17 protein-coding genes are annotated in these 18,383 nt (G+C 56.9%); 10 read left to right on the top strand and 7 right to left on the bottom strand.

Annotated features, from left to right (window positions below):
* The first annotated feature begins 196 nt into the window (after positions 1-196).
* Entirely contained in the window at positions 197-1,273 is a 1,077-nt protein-coding gene (locus ACNSOI_RS10230; RefSeq protein ID WP_420193952.1) for an alkene reductase, read from the top strand.
* A 118-nt stretch (positions 1,274-1,391) separates the two neighbouring features.
* On the opposite strand, the gene ACNSOI_RS10235 is transcribed toward ACNSOI_RS10230, so the two are convergent.
* The 3 genes from ACNSOI_RS10235 to ACNSOI_RS10245 form a co-directional block, all read right to left on the bottom strand.
* Positions 1,392-2,339 (bottom strand): LysR family transcriptional regulator, encoded by a 948-nt coding sequence (locus ACNSOI_RS10235; RefSeq protein WP_420193953.1) that lies wholly within the window; start codon positions 2,337-2,339, stop codon positions 1,392-1,394.
* Between the two features lie 120 nt (positions 2,340-2,459).
* Positions 2,460-2,783: a thioredoxin gene (trxA, locus tag ACNSOI_RS10240; protein ID WP_224848255.1), complete on the bottom strand. Its 324-nt coding sequence runs from the start codon at positions 2,781-2,783 to the stop codon at positions 2,460-2,462.
* Positions 2,784-2,895: 112 nt separating this feature from the next.
* A complete protein-coding gene (locus ACNSOI_RS10245) occupies positions 2,896-3,930 on the bottom strand; it encodes a lipid A deacylase LpxR family protein (RefSeq protein WP_420193954.1) in 1,035 nt (344 codons plus the stop codon).
* 416 nt (positions 3,931-4,346) lie between these two features.
* On the opposite strand from ACNSOI_RS10245, the gene ACNSOI_RS10250 reads away from it, so the two are divergent.
* Together ACNSOI_RS10250 and ACNSOI_RS10255 are read left to right on the top strand one after the other, a co-directional pair.
* Positions 4,347-4,523, top strand: coding sequence for a hypothetical protein (locus ACNSOI_RS10250; protein WP_420193955.1), 177 nt, complete (start codon positions 4,347-4,349; stop codon positions 4,521-4,523).
* 205 nt (positions 4,524-4,728) lie between these two features.
* Positions 4,729-5,643 (top strand): pirin family protein, encoded by a 915-nt coding sequence (locus tag ACNSOI_RS10255; protein WP_420193956.1) that lies wholly within the window; start codon positions 4,729-4,731, stop codon positions 5,641-5,643.
* Here ACNSOI_RS10255 and ACNSOI_RS10260 read toward each other — a convergent pair.
* Entirely contained in the window at positions 5,640-6,101 is a 462-nt protein-coding gene (locus ACNSOI_RS10260; RefSeq protein ID WP_138437457.1) for a methyltransferase family protein, read from the bottom strand. The two genes, ACNSOI_RS10255 and ACNSOI_RS10260, sit on opposite strands and share 4 nt — an antisense overlap.
* A 29-nt stretch (positions 6,102-6,130) precedes the next feature.
* The gene (locus ACNSOI_RS10265) at positions 6,131-7,594 is read right to left on the bottom strand and encodes a malate:quinone oxidoreductase (protein WP_420193957.1); all 1,464 of its coding nucleotides are present in this window, start codon (positions 7,592-7,594) and stop codon (positions 6,131-6,133) included.
* 154 nt (positions 7,595-7,748) lie between these two features.
* Between ACNSOI_RS10265 and ACNSOI_RS10270 the strand changes: the two genes are divergently transcribed.
* The 7 genes from ACNSOI_RS10270 to ACNSOI_RS10300 all read left to right on the top strand — a co-directional run bounded on the left by ACNSOI_RS10270 (position 7,749) and on the right by ACNSOI_RS10300 (position 14,313).
* A complete protein-coding gene (locus ACNSOI_RS10270) occupies positions 7,749-8,030 on the top strand; it encodes a YebG family protein (protein ID WP_319634238.1) in 282 nt (93 codons plus the stop codon).
* 137 nt (positions 8,031-8,167) lie between these two features.
* On the top strand, positions 8,168-9,223 hold the full coding sequence (locus ACNSOI_RS10275; RefSeq protein ID WP_319634237.1) for an NAD(P)-dependent alcohol dehydrogenase: 1,056 nt from the start codon (positions 8,168-8,170) through the stop codon (positions 9,221-9,223).
* 131 nt (positions 9,224-9,354) lie between these two features.
* Positions 9,355-10,323: a beta-ketoacyl-ACP synthase III gene (locus tag ACNSOI_RS10280; protein ID WP_152438209.1), complete on the top strand. Its 969-nt coding sequence runs from the start codon at positions 9,355-9,357 to the stop codon at positions 10,321-10,323.
* A 122-nt stretch (positions 10,324-10,445) separates the two neighbouring features.
* Positions 10,446-11,450, top strand: coding sequence for a thiosulfate ABC transporter substrate-binding protein CysP (gene cysP, locus ACNSOI_RS10285; RefSeq protein ID WP_420193958.1), 1,005 nt, complete (start codon positions 10,446-10,448; stop codon positions 11,448-11,450).
* 27 nt (positions 11,451-11,477) lie between these two features.
* A complete protein-coding gene (cysT, locus tag ACNSOI_RS10290; protein WP_228704050.1) occupies positions 11,478-12,332 on the top strand; it encodes a sulfate/thiosulfate ABC transporter permease CysT in 855 nt (284 codons plus the stop codon).
* Complete coding sequence (gene cysW, locus ACNSOI_RS10295; protein WP_061333386.1) at positions 12,333-13,190, top strand: sulfate ABC transporter permease subunit CysW; 858 nt, start codon at positions 12,333-12,335, stop codon at positions 13,188-13,190.
* A gap of 1 nt (position 13,191) precedes the next feature.
* Positions 13,192-14,313: a sulfate/molybdate ABC transporter ATP-binding protein gene (locus tag ACNSOI_RS10300; protein ID WP_072677282.1), complete on the top strand. Its 1,122-nt coding sequence runs from the start codon at positions 13,192-13,194 to the stop codon at positions 14,311-14,313.
* Between the two features lie 3 nt (positions 14,314-14,316).
* Here ACNSOI_RS10300 and ACNSOI_RS10305 read toward each other — a convergent pair whose 3' ends face one another.
* Together ACNSOI_RS10305 and ACNSOI_RS10310 are read right to left on the bottom strand one after the other, a co-directional pair.
* Positions 14,317-16,710 (bottom strand): YbcC family protein, encoded by a 2,394-nt coding sequence (locus ACNSOI_RS10305; protein ID WP_420193959.1) that lies wholly within the window; start codon positions 16,708-16,710, stop codon positions 14,317-14,319.
* Positions 16,707-18,317 (bottom strand): NADH-quinone oxidoreductase subunit L, encoded by a 1,611-nt coding sequence (locus ACNSOI_RS10310; protein WP_420193960.1) that lies wholly within the window; start codon positions 18,315-18,317, stop codon positions 16,707-16,709. The genes ACNSOI_RS10305 and ACNSOI_RS10310 overlap by 4 nt, the downstream gene beginning before the upstream one ends.
* Between the last annotated feature and the right edge of the window lie 66 nt (positions 18,318-18,383).

The following is an 18,383-nucleotide window of genomic DNA, read 5'->3' on the forward strand; positions in this document are numbered from 1 at the left end:
GTGCAAAAGTAGGCGAACTGATGAATGCAATGATTGCCGGCGGCCTTTTTCCTCCGGATCGCTTGTCCGGAGGAAAAGATGAACAGCCTGTCGCATCAGTCAGGGTGATGATTGATATATCTCGTCCGAATTAGTCCGCCCGGCCAACGGGCGGATATGCTACCAGCTCTTGTACACCAAATTTCCCGAGGATGCTATGAACACACTTTTTACTCCCCTGAAAATGGGCGCCAGTGAATTGGCCAATCGGGTCATCATGGCCCCCCTCACCCGCGTCCGTGCCGACGCTGATCACGTTCCCACGGATATAATGGTTGAGTATTACGCCCAGCGTGCCTCTGCCGGCCTGATCATCGCTGAAGCGACCATGGCCATCGAAGGCACTTCGGCCTTCTGGCGCGAGCCCGGTATCTATTCCGAGGCGCAAGTTGAAGGCTGGAAGAAAGTCACTGATGCGGTACACGCCAAAGGTGGCAAGATTTATCTGCAAATCTTTCACGGTGGCCGCGCCTGCCACCCGGTGTTAAACAATGGCAAGGATCCGGTAGCGCCCAGCGCCATTGCCATCACCAGCGATGAAGTGCACACACCGGAAGGTAAGAAGTCCTACACGGTTCCCCGCGCACTGGCCGACAGCGAAATCCCGGCCATCATCGACGGTTTCCGCACCGCCGCCGAGAATGCCAAACGCGCCGGCTTTGACGGTGTTGAGGTTCATGGCGCCAACGGCTATCTGCTGGACCAGTTCCTGCGTGATAGCTCCAACCATCGAGAAGGCCCCTACGGAGGCCCGATCGAAAATCGCGCCCGGCTTCTATTGGAGGTGATTGAAGCCGTATCCGGAGCGTTCGGTTCCGAGAACGTCGGTGTTCGACTGAGCCCCCTCAACAGCTTCCAGAGCATGAAGGATAGTGATCCGGTCGGTCTGGTTACCTGGCTCGCCAAGCGCCTGAACGACTACGACCTGGCCTATGTTCATTTGATGCGCGGCGACTTTTTCGGGGAACAGCAAGCGGACGTCATTACTCCGGTCCGTGAACACTTCAAGGGCAAGTTGATCCTCAACATGGGCTACACCGGTGAAGAAGCAGAACAAGCCATCGAATCCGGACAGGCCGACGCTGTCGCCTTTGGCGTGCCCTTCATTGCCAACCCGGACCTCCCGGAGCGCCTGAAGCTTGGCTCCGAGCTCAACGAAGCAGATCCGGCGACTTTTTACTCCCAGGGTGCGGAAGGGTATATTGACTACCCTTACCTTGAAAGAGTTAGCTGAAGCACAATGCTGAGAAGGGGCTGTCAGCCCCCTTTTTCGTTGCGCAGAACACATGACCGTTGAAAGCGCGATCTCCTTTCTTGTTTCTTCCAGTCTGAGGCCCTAGTGATCTGGCCGGTTAGACCGCTTTCAGGTGCCGCCCGCAGGGCGAGGTGGTCATGATTTCGTGCCAGCGATCCCGCAGCAGGCGCTCGAGGTGGTCCCGAATCCAGATAATGCCGGGATCCCGGTCATGGCGGGCGTGCCAGACCAGGTACATGCTGGTGGGATCAACCTCAAAGGGCAGCTCTCCCATCCAGAGCCCGTTCACAAAACCGCAGTCCTGACTGATGAGCTCCGGCACCGCCGCAATCAGGTTTGTCTCCCGAAGCACCTGCGGCACGATGGAGAAATGATTGACGGTGGCGGCAATCCGGCGGCTTTGCCCCTTCTGGTCCAGGTAGCTGTCCACGAAACCATGGGCGTCGCCCGACATGGACACAAGCAAATGCCGGGCCTCCAGGAATTCCTCCATGGTGATCGGCTTACCCGCCAGCGGATGTCCTTCGCGCATCGCCAGCACGTAGCCACCCTCAAACAACCAGGTGCTCCGCAGGCTGTGGTCGTGCTGGTTCAGAACGCCAACCGCCAGGTCCACGTGGGCTTCGCGCAGATCGTCGTAGGTGCCATCGGGCGTGTACGGGACCGCGTGCAGATCGACACCGGGCGCCTCCTGCTCCAGCAATTCGATTAACTGGCGCCAGACCATCTCAACGATCACGTCGGTAGCGGCGATGCGAAATTTCCTTTTGGAATTAGCGGGGTCGAACTGAGTGGCTGAAACCGCGTTGGTTAGCGCGTACATGGGCCCGCCTACCTGGTCCCAGAGGCTCAAGGCATAAGACGTTGGCTCGATGTTACGACCTTTGCGGACAAACAGCGGGTCGCTCCAGATCTGGCGCATCCGGGAAATTGCGTTGGATACCGCCGGCTGGGTCATGGCCAGACGCTCGGCGGCTCGGGTCACCGAGCGCTCGGTCATGATGGCGTCGAAAATATAGAGGAGTTGCAGCTCCTGGGTTTTCATCGTGGGGTACCTGAATGATGGCAATGGACCCGGATAAGTCTGACGAGCATTGGCGGGCAGTGCAACCGGCACACAAAAACACCCTCCCATAGCAGGAGGGTGTTGATTCGAACCGGTGAGTTACAGGTTGCCTTTGACGAAGGCCCGCAACTGGCCCAGGGTACCGGCACCGGTCTGCCGGGCCACCACGCCGCCCTCGCGGAACAGCGCCAGGGTCGGAATGCTGCGGATTCCCATGCGAGCCGCCGTTTCCGGGCTGTCATCCACGTTGACCTTGGCCACTACCAGGTCATCGCCCAGTTCGTCGGCGATTTCTTCAAGCATGGGGCCAACGGTCTTGCAGGGGCCGCACCAGGGTGCCCAGAAATCGACCAGGACCGGCTTGTCGTTACGACCAACGGCCGCATCAAAGTTGCTGTCGTTTACTTCAACGATGTTGCTCATATCGTTTCTCCGTTTCCAGTAATGCCTGAGCCTAACCATGCGCCCTGCTCTTGCTGAAAACCAATTGTTCAGCGGTATACATGGTATTTCCCGGGGTGATGTACACCGGTTGTCAGTGACTGCCAAAGCGCTTGCTCAGCACCAGTCCGCCCCAGGCCAGGGTGCGATCACCGGTACCGTTCTTGATTTCGGAGCTCTGCACACGCAACACGTAGCTTAGCTCCATGTTGTCCCAGAGCGTGTAGGTGTAACCGGCCCAGACTTCCGCTAGCAGTACATTCAGATCATTGGCACTGAGTTCGTGATCAGAATCCCGGAACTGACCCTGCAGGAAAGCGTTGTAGGCTCTGGCCTTCACCGACAGGCCACCCCAGAAGTAGTTCTCCCGACCGCCAACCGCGGAGACGCTGGGCGCCCGCTCACCGTAGGCCATCAATTCCGGGTTGAAGCGGTTATCCGGCGACGAAATCAGCCCTCCCCGGAACACCAGGGCGGCGCCAAATTCAGTGAGGTATCCGACGCTCCCAAAGTAGGTCACCTTGAACTTGCTGCCCGGCTCACTGCCATCCAGGTACTGGTGGTAGGCCGCGTGGTACCGCAAGGTAGGCTCGCCCCCTTCGGAGATCTGGTGATCCCAGCCTTCGGGCTTGTCACTGCCGGTGGCCTTGTGAATCGCATTCTGACTGTGCTCAAACAGGTCTAAGCCCAGGGCACCAACGGTCAGCGAGGTGGTCCATCCCGAGGTGCCACCGGCTGACTGATAACTGCGGCTCGTGGACAGATACACCAGGCTGCTGTACGGTCGGTCGCTCCTGTCGATACCTTGCTCCGTAATCTCCTCGGGGGTAAAGCCGTAGGCACCGAACTCCACCGAGGTGTTCTCAGGCTGGTCCGGCAGCCGGCCAAAACTGCCAACCAGGCCCTGGTCGATCGCTCCCACCGCGCGGGAAACCAGGCTGTTGTTCAGCGCCTCGGAGTTGGAGGAATAGGTTATGGCGACCCCGGCTGTGTAGTCCCGGTCGGTCCGGGTCGGGGCGAACAGATCGTTATCAATAGACAGTGCAATGGCGGAAGCGGACTCACCAGCCAGGCTGACAGACGACGCCACAGCAAAACCGAGTGCAAGAGCGAGTGAAAGGGAACGCATGGCCAACTCCAGTGCTTCAATTGTGTGGATCAAGTTGGCGGCTATTTTTCGGATGACGGGCGCGGCAGACTAATCAAGAGATGGTATTCTCAACATCACAGATAGTGATGCATAGGTACTTATACCGCCTTTTTCAGGCTTATTCCCTGAGCCTCCCTTCTAAGAAGAATTATAGAAATCACACCTTAACTAATGATGTATAGATATTTTTTATTTTTAATCGTGGAATCCTAAAACGTTTCGGTGAACGTTTCGGCAGCAAAAAACGGTTTATTATAATTTGAGATGATGTGTTCCATATTGTTTCGGAATTATTCAGGTCGCCTCCCCAGCCCCATACTTCTCCCCATCAACTGCCGACCACCCAGGCAGTTCCGATGAAAGCGTTGACTCATTCAAACTCAGGAGAAGATGTTATGCGTAAAGTTGCACTGCTAACCCTCGCCTCACTCATCGCGGTAGCGGCTATTCCTGCCCACGCGACTCTGGCAGATCGCAAATCCGATGAACCGGGCGTCGAAGCCCCTCAGCCGGCCCCCTATAGCGGACAGGTTGTTATCCGCGGCGAAGTGAAGTCCGAAAGCCACGGTTAAGCTTTAGCTGCTTCATTTGCGTCTTGGCACCAGGGACGGTGCGTTTTTGGCTTCGAAGCAACGCGTAAGCCTCACGGGGCAAACGTCAGCGCGGTACCGAACCAAGCCAAACTCTGGCATAGCCATCGTTCCCATTTGACACTTTCCCATGCTGGCACCAAGCTCCAAGAACACCACTTAATTGAACTCAAGTCCGGAGCTGACCATGAGCAATCTCGCGCCCGACACTGAACTGGATTGCCCCATTACCGATGAATGTGGCGCTATAGTCCAGCTTCTTCATCCCAGAAACCGTGACCTCGGGGGCTTTTCGGTAAGGCGGGTTCTGCCGGTAATTGGCCGGAAAATGATCGGGCCATGGATCTTTTTTGATCATATGGGGCCGGCCCATTTTGCGGCCGGGGATGGCATTAACGTGCGCCCTCACCCCCATATTGGCATTGCGACCGTTACCTACCTGTTTGAAGGTGAAATCCTGCACCGTGATTCGCTGGGCAGTCAGCAACCGATCCGCCCCGGGGATATCAACCTGATGGTGGCCGGGCGCGGGATTGTTCATTCGGAGCGGGAGCGCCCGGAAATCACAGCCTCCGACCACACGCTCCACGGATTGCAATTGTGGCTGGCGCTGCCCGAGGCAGACGAAGAAACAGAACCGGCGTTCTATCACTATCCCGGCGACACAGTGCCATCAGTTTCCGTGGATGGCGTTCAGGTACAGGTAATGATGGGAACCGCTTTCGGTGCCGCGTCGCCGGTCAAGACCTTTGCCGGTACCCTGTACATTGAGGCATGGTTGAAACCGGGGCAGAAACTGACTCTGCCTGATGCCGAGGAACGAGGGTTGTACGTTGCCAAGGGGAAGCTGCGGGCAGGCGGAACGGAGGTGCCTGAATATTCCATGGCCGTTTTGGCGGCTCACGAGGGCGTTACGGTTGAAGCGATCGAAGACACCCGGCTCGCCCTTGTTGGCGGCGAACCACTGGGTCGACGGTTTATTGAATGGAATTTTGTGTCCAGCCGTAAGGAGCGTATCGAACAGGCCAAGGATGACTGGCAGAACCGGCGTTTTCCCATCGTGCCTGGCGATAAAGAAGACTATATCCCGTTACCTGGCTAGAACCATCGCCCAACACGTGAGGTGTACTGGGTGTAATCGTCCCCGAATAATGCCCGCATATGACGTTCCTCGGGTTTAATCTGGAAGCGATTCATGTACAGCATGAACAGCGGGAGTAACAGCGCGGCAAATACGCTGCCCAGATACAGGCTCCACGCAATAAGCATCAGCAGAAATCCGAGGTACATGGGATTGCGGGTGTAACGGTAAATCCCGTCAACCACCAGGCTGGCAGACTGATGGGGCGTGCGAGGATCAACGGTGGTGCCTGCTGCACGAAATGCCAGAACGCCGGCCAGGGCAATACCTGCGCCAGCCAGGACCATGAAGGTGCACAGAATCAGCCTGCCCGGAACAGTAAAGTAGCCAGCCGGCAACAGCCTCGAAATAGCCCACATGGCCGCCCCAAAAAGGATAACCAGAACAACGGGCGGAACCTTGAGTTCAAGTGCTTTCACTATTTGTGTTCGCTCCTGAGAACGTTTGGCTACACTGGTATCTCTGACTGGATGCCCAAGGCTGAGTTTACGGCGTCCCGAATCTCGCGATACCGCTCCGGATTGCTGATCAGTGTATCCAGATTGTCCTCAGGGAACATCTCTTTCAGCTTGGATCTGGCCGATTCTCCGGCAAATACCGCCGGGAACAATTGCTCCAGGGCACGCAGCATCACCTCAGGTGACACCGAGGCGCCAGGCGACGCCCCAAGTATTGTGCCGTAGGTTTTATCCTTCGACACGATAATCTCTGTGCCCATCTGCAAGTCACCGTCCTTGATGATCTGTACCCGCTGCCCCGCCTCGATGGGCTTCCAGTCAAACTTCTGGCTCAGGCCGGGGGCAAACTTGTCGAGGGCCGCCAACATACTTTTATCGCCTTTGAAAGTTTCGGAGATCAGGTACTTGACCAGCGGGAAATGCTCAAGGGCCACATTCAGCAGTCCCGGAATATCGTGCAGCCGCATGGCCCGGAGGTAATCGAATAAGCCTCTGCCCTTTTCCAATACTGGCTTGAACGAAGCGAACGGGCCAAACAGGAGGTAGTGCTGGCCATCAGCCACCCGTAAATCCAGATGCGGTACCGACATGGGCGGGGCCCCGACCTCCGCTTTGCCATAGGTTTTGGCCCGGTACTGGTCGGCCTGCTCCGGGGTAATCCTGGCCTGCAGAAAACGCCCGCCCACGGGAAAGCCGGTAAACCGGCGAGCGAAAGGTAGATGGCTCTTCTTCAGAATCGGAAAGGCTCCCCCGCCGGCTCCCACAAACAGAACGTCCGCGCGGTGTTGCACCGGCTCGCCCCGGGTTTGGGTTTCCACCAACCAACTCCCTGCCGGGCTGCGATGCACTCGCTTAACATGCACACCGTATTCGACCTTTACACCCAGCTGGTTCACGGCGTATTCCGCCATCAGCTCAGTCAAGGCGCCAAAGTTGACGTCGGTGCCCGTTTCGATAACGGTAGCGGCCATTTTCTCATCGCGTGCGCGGCCTTCCATGGTGAAGGGAATCCAGCTTTTGATTTCATCAAAGTCTTCGGAGTAACGCATATGTTCAAAGAAATGATGGGCCGACATTTCTTTGAATCGTAGTTTCAACTCCTCGATGGAGGATTCAGATACGATGGTGCAATGCTTGGTCTGGTTGATAAAGCTGGTTGGCTCTTTAATAGCGCCTTTATCAACCAGGTAAGCCCAGAACTGTTTGGCAACGTTAAACTGGGCGTGAATTTTCAGGGCTTTCTCAACGGAAATAACCTCTTCATCCACCGGCGTGTAGTTGAGCTCGCAGTTGGCTTCGTGACCGGTGCCGGCATTGTTAAATACCCAGGAGTTGCCCGCCCCTGCGCGGTCCAGGCGTTCCAGAATGGTTACGTCCAACTCCGGGGCCAGTTCCTTTGCCAGGATGGCAAACGTCGTTCCCATAATGCCTGCGCCGATGATGGTTACTTTCATAGAGATAGCCGCCAGTGTCCGTTTGAGTGTCTTTAACTGAAATATCTTCCCAGAACATAACATAATTCCAGAGGGCTCGATAACGGGATCAGAATAGGCTACTATGGGACTGTATATTTATACAGTCATCCATAAACAGCGAGGAATCTTCTTAATGGCTGTTCAATCTTTGTTCTACTCAGACCGCGACGGACTCGAAATGGCACTCAAGAATCCCGACTCGATGCTTTTCACTTCCAAAGCCGAAGCTGATGCCCGCGATAAAATGCTGGAGCTGTCGGAGAATATCCAGCTCTGGTTTGAGAAGAAAATCCCGGATATGCCGGAGCAACTGGTGGAGCAGTGCGCCCTGCTGATTGCCGAGAACAAGGATCTGTTCCAGAAAGCACTGAAGAAGCCGGAGATCCTGGCCGAAGCCGAGACTCCGGCTGACTAGAGGCGAACGCCTGGGCCGCCCCCAGTCGGGAATCCCCTATTTTTCCTTGGGTGGTATTGATTCGTACACTGGTCTGAAAATCGATGTTAACGTAACAACTCCCGTACCACGGAATACCATTCAGCAAGGAGTCTCTAATGGCAAATACCCGCGCATACGCTGCATCAAGCCCAACGTCCGGCCTGGCGCCCTACTCCTTTGACCGGCGCGAGCTGAGACCAGACGACGTTGCTATTGAGATTGATTACTGCGGCGTTTGCCACAGTGACCTGCACACGGTCGAGAACGACTGGGGCGGCTCTCAGTATCCCGTTGTTCCTGGCCACGAAATCATTGGCCGTGTAACCGCCATAGGCCGGGATGTTACCCGCTACCAGCCCGGTGATCTGGTGGGTGTAGGCTGCATGGTTGATAGCTGTCGCACGTGTTCAGCCTGCGATTCCGGGCTGGAGCAATACTGTATTGAAGGCTCCACCATGACCTACGGCAGCCTGGATCGCCACGATGGCACCGTCACCCATGGCGGTTACTCAGAGAGAATCGTGGTAAGCGATCGTTTCGTGGTTCGGGTGCCGGAAAATCTTGACCCGGCCAGCGCGGCACCGCTCCTGTGTGCCGGTATCACCACTTACTCTCCGCTCAAGCACTTCAAAGTTGGCAAGGGCCACAAAGTGGGCGTTCTTGGCATGGGTGGCCTGGGCCACATGGGTGTGAAGCTGGCCAAGGCCATGGGAGCGGAAGTCACCATCTTCACCCGTTCAGAAAGCAAAGTGGCGGAGGCGAAGAAGCAGGGTGCTGATCACGTCATAATTTCCACAGACAAGGCGCAGATGAAGGCCGCTGCGGATTCATTCGACTTCCTGCTCGACACCATTCCCGTGGCCCATGATCTCAACCCTTACCTGAAGTGCCTGAAATACGATGGCACCCATATTCTGGTAGGGCTGCTGACGCCTGTGGAGCCCGCACTCCAGGCGGGACTGTTGGTAACCAAGCGGCGGGTGGTTGCCGGTTCGCTGATCGGCGGTATGCCGGAAACCCAGGAAATGCTGGATTTCTGCGCGGAACACAACATTACCTGCGACGTTGAAATGCTGGACATCCGCAATATCAATGACGCCTACGAGCGACTGAAAAAGAGTGATGTGAAGTACCGCTTCGTGATCGATATGGACACGCTCAAGCAAGGCTGATTACCACCCGTTAACACCCCGGGTTGGCATTGTGTCGCCCGGGTGGTCTTTGACAATCCGCTAATAACCATTCCGGTTGCAAAGGGTTAGCATGGGTCTATTGTTATCGTAATCGACCCTGGACACAGCGCATGACTTTTGCACGCATTGCCGGAACCGGCTCCTACCTGCCGGACAACATCGTTACCAATCGCGACCTTGAACAGAAGGTGGATACTTCTGATCAATGGATTCGTGAGCGCACCGGCATTGAACAACGTCACATCGCCCTGCCCGGCCAGTCCACTGTGGATCTGGCAGAGCAAGCCGCACTGCGGGCCATCGAAGCCGCCGGCATTGAGGTAACGGATATTGACCTTATTGTTTTTGCCACCACCACCCCGGATAAGGTTTTTCCGAGCTGTGCCTGTATTCTCCAGGCCAGGCTGGGTATTCAGGGTTGCCCGGCCTTTGATATCCAGGCGGTATGCAGCGGTTTTGTCTATGCCCTGGCAACCGCTGAGAAATTCATAAAAACCGGCACCAGTAAGAAGGCACTGGTCATTGGCGCTGAGGTGTTCTCCAGAATCATCAATTGGGAAGACCGGGGCACCTGCATCCTGTTCGGCGATGGTGCCGGTGCGGTAATTCTTGAGGCCAACGAAGAAACCGGAATTTTGTCGACTCACCTCCACGCTGATGGCCGCTACGAGGATCTGCTACACGTTCCTTGCGGCGTATCTAACCACTTCGATGCCATCAAGGCAGGCAATGCGTTTGTAGAAATGAAAGGTAACGAGGTGTTCAAGGTTGCCGTAAACACCCTTGGGCAGATTGTCGATGAAACCCTGCAGGCCAACCAGATGCGAAAATCCGACATCGACTGGCTGGTACCACATCAGGCAAACCTGCGTATTATTGCCGCCACGGCCCGCAAACTGGATATGTCCATGGACCAGGTTGTGGTGACTGTTAATCGCCATGGCAACACCTCCGCAGCGTCCATTCCCCTGGCGCTGGATGAGGCCGTTCGGGATGGACGTATCAAACGGGGTGAAACCGTTCTGCTGGAGGCCTTCGGCGGAGGGTTCACCTGGGGCTCCGCATTGCTGAAATACTGATCAGGCACGGTGCTCTCATTCCCGAAAGCGCTATTATTATTTTCTTTTAGTATTTTTGGTTCTTAAAAAACTTTGTTAGATTACTTCTCAGATTCACCATTTCCGGTTCTGAGGAGCGTCTGATGAAACAACTGTTTAAAGGATTTGCGCTGGGCGCAGCCCTGCTCTCCGCCCAGCCAGCGCTGGCGGCTGATCGCGAGCTTCTCAATACTTCCTATGACATCGCTCGGGAACTGTTCGCGGCCTACAACGTGGAGTTCCAGAAGTACTGGCAGGAAAAAACCGGTGAAACGGTCAATATTCGCCAGTCCCACGCTGGCTCCTCACGCCAGGCACAAGCCATTATCCAGGGCCTCAAGGCAGACGTAGCCACCTTTAACCAGGTTACCGATATTGACATCCTGCACGAACGCGGTCGCCTGATCCCGGAAAACTGGGCAGAGCGTTTGCCAAACAACAGCTCCCCCTACTATTCCACCATGGCGTTCCTGGTACGCAAGGACAACCCGAAGAACATCCAGAACTGGGATGACCTGGTTCGTGATGATGTTGCCCTGGTCATGCCGAATCCGAAAACCTCCGGCAATGGCCGTTACACCTATCTGGCCGCACTGGGATACGCCCAGGATGCCTTCGGTGACGACGAAGCAAAGATTGACCAGTTCCTGGCAGACTTCCTGGGCCGTGTCCGGGTGTTTGACAGCGGCGGCCGTGGCGCCACCACCACCTTTGTTGAGCGCGGCATTGGCGACGTACTGCTGACCTTTGAATCGGAGGTTCTGAACATCGCCGATCGTTTCGAGAACGGCGAATATGAAGTTATCACCCCCAAGGTCAGTTTTCTTGCAGAATTCCCGGTCACCTGGATTGACGATTACACCCGCCAGAACGGCACCGAGGAACTGGCAAAAGAGTACCTGAGCCATCTTTACTCTGAAGACTCCCAACGCTTGCTGGCCGGCTTTAACTACCGGGTTCACAACGAAACGGTGATCGAAGAGAACGCAGACCGGTTCCGTGAGCTGAAGTTGAAATCCATCGATGAGATTACTGGTGGCTGGGAAAACGCCATGACCAGGCATTTCAGCAGCGGTGGCAAACTCGACCAGTTACAGCGGCGTCGGTAAGAGGCTGAGATGTCTGCTCCCGCTCAAATGAGCGCCGCCCCAGCGCGGCGCTTTTCAGGTCGTAGCAAACGGGTATTGCCGGGGTTCGGTTTGAGCCTCGGCATTTCGCTGTTTTTCGTCAGCCTGGTTTTGTTGCTCCCGTTATCTGGCCTGGTGGTGGAAACATCCGGCATGACCTGGGACCAGTTCTGGTTCACGATCACCGATCCCCGGGTGGTTGAATCCTACAAGGTGACGTTATGGACGGCCCTGGCCGCATCGCTGTTTAACGGTGTCTTTGGCTTGTTATTGGCCTGGGTTCTGGTGCGTTATGACTTCCCGGGCAAGCGCGTACTGGATGCCTTTGTCGACCTACCATTTGCGCTGCCTACCGCGGTTGCAGGTATTACCCTCGCTACCCTGTTTGCCCAAAACGGCTGGTACGGCCAGTGGCTGGCCAAGCTGGGCATTGAAGTGGCGTTCACCCCTTTGGGTATTGTGGTTGCCATGGCTTTCACCAGCATTCCCTTTGTGGTGCGCACTGTCCAGCCTGTGCTGGAGGAATTGTCACCGGCGGATGAGGAAGCCGCGGTCAGCCTCGGTGCTTCCGACGGCCGGGTGTTCCGCAAGGTCATCTTTCCGTCGTTGTGGCCTGCGCTGGTCACAGGCATTGCGCTCTCCTTCACCCGCAGCCTGGGTGAATTTGGCGCCATCATATTCATTGCCGGCAATACCCCCTACGTCAGCGAAGTCACCAGCCTGATGGTATTTATCCGGTTGCAGGAATACGACTACGCTGCGGCCAGCGCCATTGCCTCGGTTGTTCTGTTGGCCTCACTGGTACTGCTGTTTGCCATTAACCTCTGGCAGGGCCGATACCTGCGTCGTCTGGAGGGCCGATAGATGGCAGCTGAACATCATCGCGTCGGCGATCAACCCTGGGTGCGCCGCCTGCTCATTGGTACTGCGGTTCTGGTGTCGCTTGTTCTACTGGTGATTCCGGTGGTGGTCATTTTCTTCCAGGCCCTGAGTGCCGGCTGGAGCACCTTTACCGGTAACGTGCTGGACCAGTTCACCCTGCACGCCATCGGCCTGACCTTGCTGGTTGCAGCACTGACGGTGCCACTCAATCTCATCTTCGGTACTGCCCTCGCCTGGGCCGTTACCAGGTTCCGGTTTCCAGGCCGGAAACTGCTGGTGACCCTGATCGATATTCCCTTTGCCGTGTCACCGGTAATCGCCGGCTTGCTGTATCTATTGCTTTACGGCCGGAACGGTTGGCTCGGCGGCTGGCTGGCCACCCACGATGTCCAGTTGATGTTTGCCTGGCCGGGCATTGTCATGGTCACCGTATTTGTCACCTGCCCGTTCGTTGCCCGCGAGCTCATCCCGCTGATGCAACAGCAAGGCAGTGAGGAAGAAGAAGCCGGCGTGGTTCTGGGCGCTTCTGGCTGGCGTATTTTCCGGAAGATTACCCTGCCTAACATCAAGTGGGCGCTGATCTACGGCGTAGTACTGACCAATGCCCGCGCCGTGGGTGAATTCGGTGCCGTGTCTGTTGTTTCAGGCAATATTCGCGGTGAAACCAATACCTTACCGCTTCATGTTGAACTGCTTTATCAAGATTATAACGTGGTAGGCGCCTTCGCCAGTGCCGCCCTGCTGGCAACCATTGCCATCCTGACGTTAGTCGTTAAAGCCTTTGTAGAGTGGCGCCAATCCCGCCCAACGATCCTGACGCCCGAGAAAGGAGGTGTCTGATATGAGCATCACTATCGACCAGATTTCCAAAACCTTCGGCCGTTTCCAGGCGCTGAAAGACGTTTCGCTGGAGATTCCTGAAGGTAAACTGACCGCGCTTCTGGGGCCGTCCGGCTCGGGCAAAACCACGCTGCTGCGGATTATCGCCGGGCTTGAATCTTCGGACTCTGGCCGAATCCTGTTTGGCGGCGATGACGTCAGCAACCTGCACGTTCGGGATCGTAATATTGGCTTCGTGTTTCAGCACTACGCCCTGTTCCGTCACCTTACCGTGGCAGAGAACATTGCATTTGGCCTGGAGTCCCTGCCCCGCAAACAGCGGCCGACAAAATCCGAGATACGCCAGCGGGTGGCCAAACTGCTGGAGATGATCCAGTTACCGCAACTGGCTGACCGATATCCGGCGCAGTTGTCCGGTGGCCAGAAACAACGTGTGGCCCTGGCCAGGGCCCTGGCAACTCAGCCCCGTATACTGCTTCTGGACGAGCCCTTTGGCGCCCTGGATGCGAAAGTGCGCAAAGACCTGCGTCGCTGGTTACGGGCGCTGCATGACGAGTTTCATTTCACCAGCATCTTTGTCACCCATGACCAGGAAGAAGCCCTGGAGCTGTCCGATCAGGTGGTGGTCATGAGCCAGGGACAGGTGGAACAGGTTAACGAACCTACCGATCTGTATGCACGGCCCGAAAGCCGGTTTGTGTTCGACTTCCTGGGCCATGTCAATGTGATCTCCGGCGTCGTGAAACATCATAAGCTGGTTCAAGGGGATGCCTGGGTATCTCTGCCTGGGCAGAAGTCTGATCAGGAGGCGCAGCTGTACTTGCGCCCCCACGAGGTCCACCTTGCCCGGGCGCCAGCAATTCACGCCCGTTTACCGCTGCGTATCGAGGCCATCAGTCTGATTGGCTCGGAAGTGCGGATAGAGCTCGTGCCGGTGGGCTGGAACAGTGACGAGATCTGGGAAGTTGGCATGAGCCACAACGAATTCGCCCGCCACAATCCAAGCCGGGGTGAACTGTGGTACGCGGTACCAGACATCGGCCACCTGTTCGTCGCCGATAGTGCCCAGCCACGATCCGTCGACTGGGCTTATACCACAGCGGCTAACGCCAGTAATATGTAATTATCAGGCCGCCACCCAGCAGCCGTCGGAATACTGCTGCAGGCCGCTGTCATCCACCCGCCATAGCCAGAGCCACCGGTTTTCAACCAGGGCTCTGACGTCGTCCTGAGCCTGCAGCACTTGCTCAATTCGCTCTGCTGGCGCGTCGATCACCACGGTCAACCGCATGGGTTCGTGGCGCAAACGTTCACCATCGTGAACGGATTGCCAGGGTAATCCGATGCGAAGATCGGTGCCGTTGCCCTCGACAACCCCAATGTTGCCTCCCACAACCGAATGCAGCAGTTTGTTGCCCGCGCCATAGAGCGATGGCTGGGTAACCGATCCGAAATACTGCAGGTTGATCCAGTTTGCCACCACCATCGGCGCCGACATCAGCGCAGACAACACCGAACCTGTGTCGTCCAGTTCTGGTCTGTATTCGTGAAGGAAACACCGGCCGGCAAGATTGATTGAACGGCTGCGGTGGCGGGGCGCAATAATCATGGCGGCATTGTTTGCCAGCCCCCATTCAGGCCTGACCTCCGCCCAGTTTTGGGTACGCTTGTTGAGTTCTTTCAGGAGGCCCTCATCGGAATGACCATTCAAGCCGAGACTCCCTGCCCGCTCACGGCGCGTGGCCGCCGAGGCATTTTCAAAGCACTGCAATAGTTCATTGGCAATCCGTTGATGGCTGGCGGGTATGGCCGTTTCCCCCAGCAGGCGTACCTGGTCCGTCACTGTGCAGTGCTCCGCAGCCACAACCAGGGTGCTTTCCGGCAAGACAATCCCGCGCTCCGCCAGCCCGGCGCGCACACAGCGGTCGTTAAGCAACTGTGCGGCAATGCTGGCATTAACGTCGCCGTTTTTACCGCCGCAGGCTCCGCAGGCAAGTCCAGCCTGGTTCGGATTGTTATCGGTGTGAGCGCCATGGCCGACCAGCACCAGCAATGGTGCAAAGTCGCCAGTCAACGACATGGATCTCAGCAGTCCCTCAGCAAGGTTAACCCGCTCTGGATCTGATAAGGGATCTCCGCCATAGCGGTGGAACAGGCGGCCTTCCGGCGCCGTCTCCCTGGTTTTTCGGTTCTTGTGCAAGCCATCCCGAATCAGCTTCCATGCCCATGCCAGTCCGGTGGTTTCCACCAACGTAAAGGTTGAGAGGCTACCGTATTTCGCATGTCGAACCGTTTCCCGTACCTGTTCCCGTCCATCCAGCCGCCTGTTGCGCTCCAAGTCTGCCGAAAGACTGCCAAGGGTATCAACATAACGATAAGCCGGTGCCAGCAAACCCGGCAACCGGGCTTCATCGTCTGACGGGCCAAGTTTTTGATGCATCACGGGCAGCCCAAAGAACCCGGCAACACCAAGGGTGTCTATCTTTGCCGAAGCGCTTTCCAAGTGCCGCCTCAGCACCTCTGAGCGGACATCAATGCAGAACGCCGCCTGGACTTCAGGGATTCTGCTTGCCAATTCTTCGGGTTGTTTCGCCGGGCGCCGCAAGCAGTCCCTGAACTGGCGCTGCCATGCCATTTCATAGGCGCGATGCCAAACCCACACCAGTGCATCATCACCGTGAGCGTGCCTCGCCAGTTGCCCACCAGAGACCGCTTGTTGCCATTTATCCCGCTCATCGGCCGGTAGCGCAGACGCAGCCATCCACTCGCAAGCCAGTAACACAGTAGCTAACTGGTGGCAGAGGTGGGATGGCTGGCCGTCAAGGGACGCTCGCCAATCTTCACCGCGGCACCATGACGCCCAGCCCGGCAAATGCAGCAACAATGCATGTACCGCCGCCGTTAACTGATCTGGGGTATAAGGCAAGGCTTTAGCAAGAAAATCTGCAGCACTCTGCCAATCATCCGGAAGTTGTGCCGCCAGCGCTTTAGAAACCAGGCCCCGGGGACCGGCCATGGATAACCAGTAGCGATACAGGTCGGTACCCTTGGTATTCGTCAGCCATTGTCCCTGCCGATGATCAAAATACCGACCACAGAGCAGCCCGAGAAACTGCGTAGTCTGTGATAGCGCATCACCGTCACCCGATGGCTGAATGTGTGACAGCGCCAACCCCGGTTTCACATCACGTTGCCGTAACCGGGACAGCTGCTCAAGCAACAATTGCGTCGGCCTGTCTACCCCCTGCGCCTCGGCTGCAGCTATCAGGTCGCTCTCACGGATACGGCCGCCGTGCCAGGCCTCCAGATAGAATTCCGGCGCCATCAACATGCCCTGCCCCCTGCGGGAAACCAGTTCGATGGCGGCTTCCTCGATACCCTGATGCCTGTGGCCCCACCAGGGATTCACCGCTATCCACCGATCCAGAGGCCAGCTAGGGGCAATCCGCTCACAGGCCATAGCGACCTGATCAACAGCCTGGTTCTGACCAACATCCGGCACGCGTATGGTTGCACTCATGATGGTTCTCCTGAAGACAGAACGTAACGGGCTTTTTTCGTCTTTTCCGTGCCCCCCTGGAGCCATTGCCTGGCCCACCGTCGGGTAACCCGTTCGAACGGTTGATCAAGATACAGGCCCTGGCTGAGCGGCAGGTTCAACCGCTGCAACCAGGCCCAATCCGGCCGAAAAAGCACGAGTAATGACATCCCCGCCAGAAGACCCAGCATTACCCAGGCCACCACATTGGCCGCCGGCCAGAGCATAAAAGTATCTGCGCCCGTAACCGCAGGCCCCAGTACCAGGTGGAGAAGACCATATAGCGGTACCAGACTGATCGCCATGGCGACAACCAATACCCGGGCTCGGGCCGTGCTACCCGACGGAACTCCGAGAACCGATGCGGCAACTGCCAGCACCAGTAACGCCGCCAGTATCGCTTTGCCCTCCACAAGCTCGGGAAGCATCCACAGCATGGCTGCCGCCAAACCTGATGCCACGCCGGCAAGCACCAGCTGCGATGCCCCCGGTCGACCGGAGAAGTAGACCGCCGTGGCCTTTACCGTCCGGCCAGACGCCAGTAATGAGTGCGCTTTGTACAGTGAGTGGGCGAGCAAGTGCAGCAACGCCAGGGTGTAGGCACCCAGCGCAATCTCAAAGAGCATAAAACCCATCTGTGCGTTGGTGGACCAGACCAGCGCGTGTTTTACCGAGCTCTGAGTCATCATGGCAAACACCGCCACGATGGCGGTCACGCTGCCGGCGACAAGCAACAGGAAGTGGCCGGCTGTAAACCCTTCAAACACCGGGAACAGCCGCAGCCAGAGGAACCCGCCAAGGTTGATCACCCCGGCATGAAGCAGCGCCGATACCGGCGTAGGCGCTTCCATCACCCGGATCAACCAGCCGTGAAATGGAATCTGTGCGCATTTGAGAACGGCGGCGACGGCAAGCAGTACGGACGCGATCGTCAGCTCGGGGGACGACCCACCAATTTCCCTGGCCAATGAGTAGATTTCGGGGATATGAAAACTGCCGTAGTGGCGCCAGATAAACACCACAGCACCAATAATCGCCAGATCACCCAGGCGACTGGTAATGAACTTCTGTGCCGCGGCCAACCGGGCTTCCGACCGTTCCGGGTAGAGCGTCAGCAACTGGTGCAAGGCCAGGCTGACACCAATCCAGGCGAATGCCAGAACCAGCAGATGATTGGTGAATACCAACACCAGCACACTGGCCACTGTGGTGAGGAACCAGGGCAAGAACACCGGGAAGGCGGCATCGCCGCGCAGATAATCCCGGGAATAACGTAGAATCACCCAGGAGACAAAACTGACCATCAGCGCCATCCATACCGACAGGCCATCGGGATACAGCCCAAGGGGTGCACCCAATTCCGGCAATCGCGTATCCAGCCCGGCCGACTTCAGCAAAAGCAAAATGCCCACCACACCGGTGACCACAATCAGCGCTTTCAGCAAAAACTCCGCCAGGCGCCAACAATGGGCAATTCTGGTTTTTGATCGAGTCCAGTTGACGAAGCCGGCCAGCGCCAGGAGCAGGATCGGCAAGGCAATCCAGGTTGCTAGGGCGGAGGTAGAAAATAGGCTGGTAATTGTCGGCATAACGAACTCCTTTTGCGAACAGAGTTACTTTGCCGACTATCAATTCATAGATAAAATGGTTTATAA

Origin of the sequence: Marinobacter sp. GH_1 (assembly GCF_048595985.1) — a bacterium.
Classification (GTDB): domain Bacteria; phylum Pseudomonadota; class Gammaproteobacteria; order Pseudomonadales; family Oleiphilaceae; genus Marinobacter; species Marinobacter shengliensis.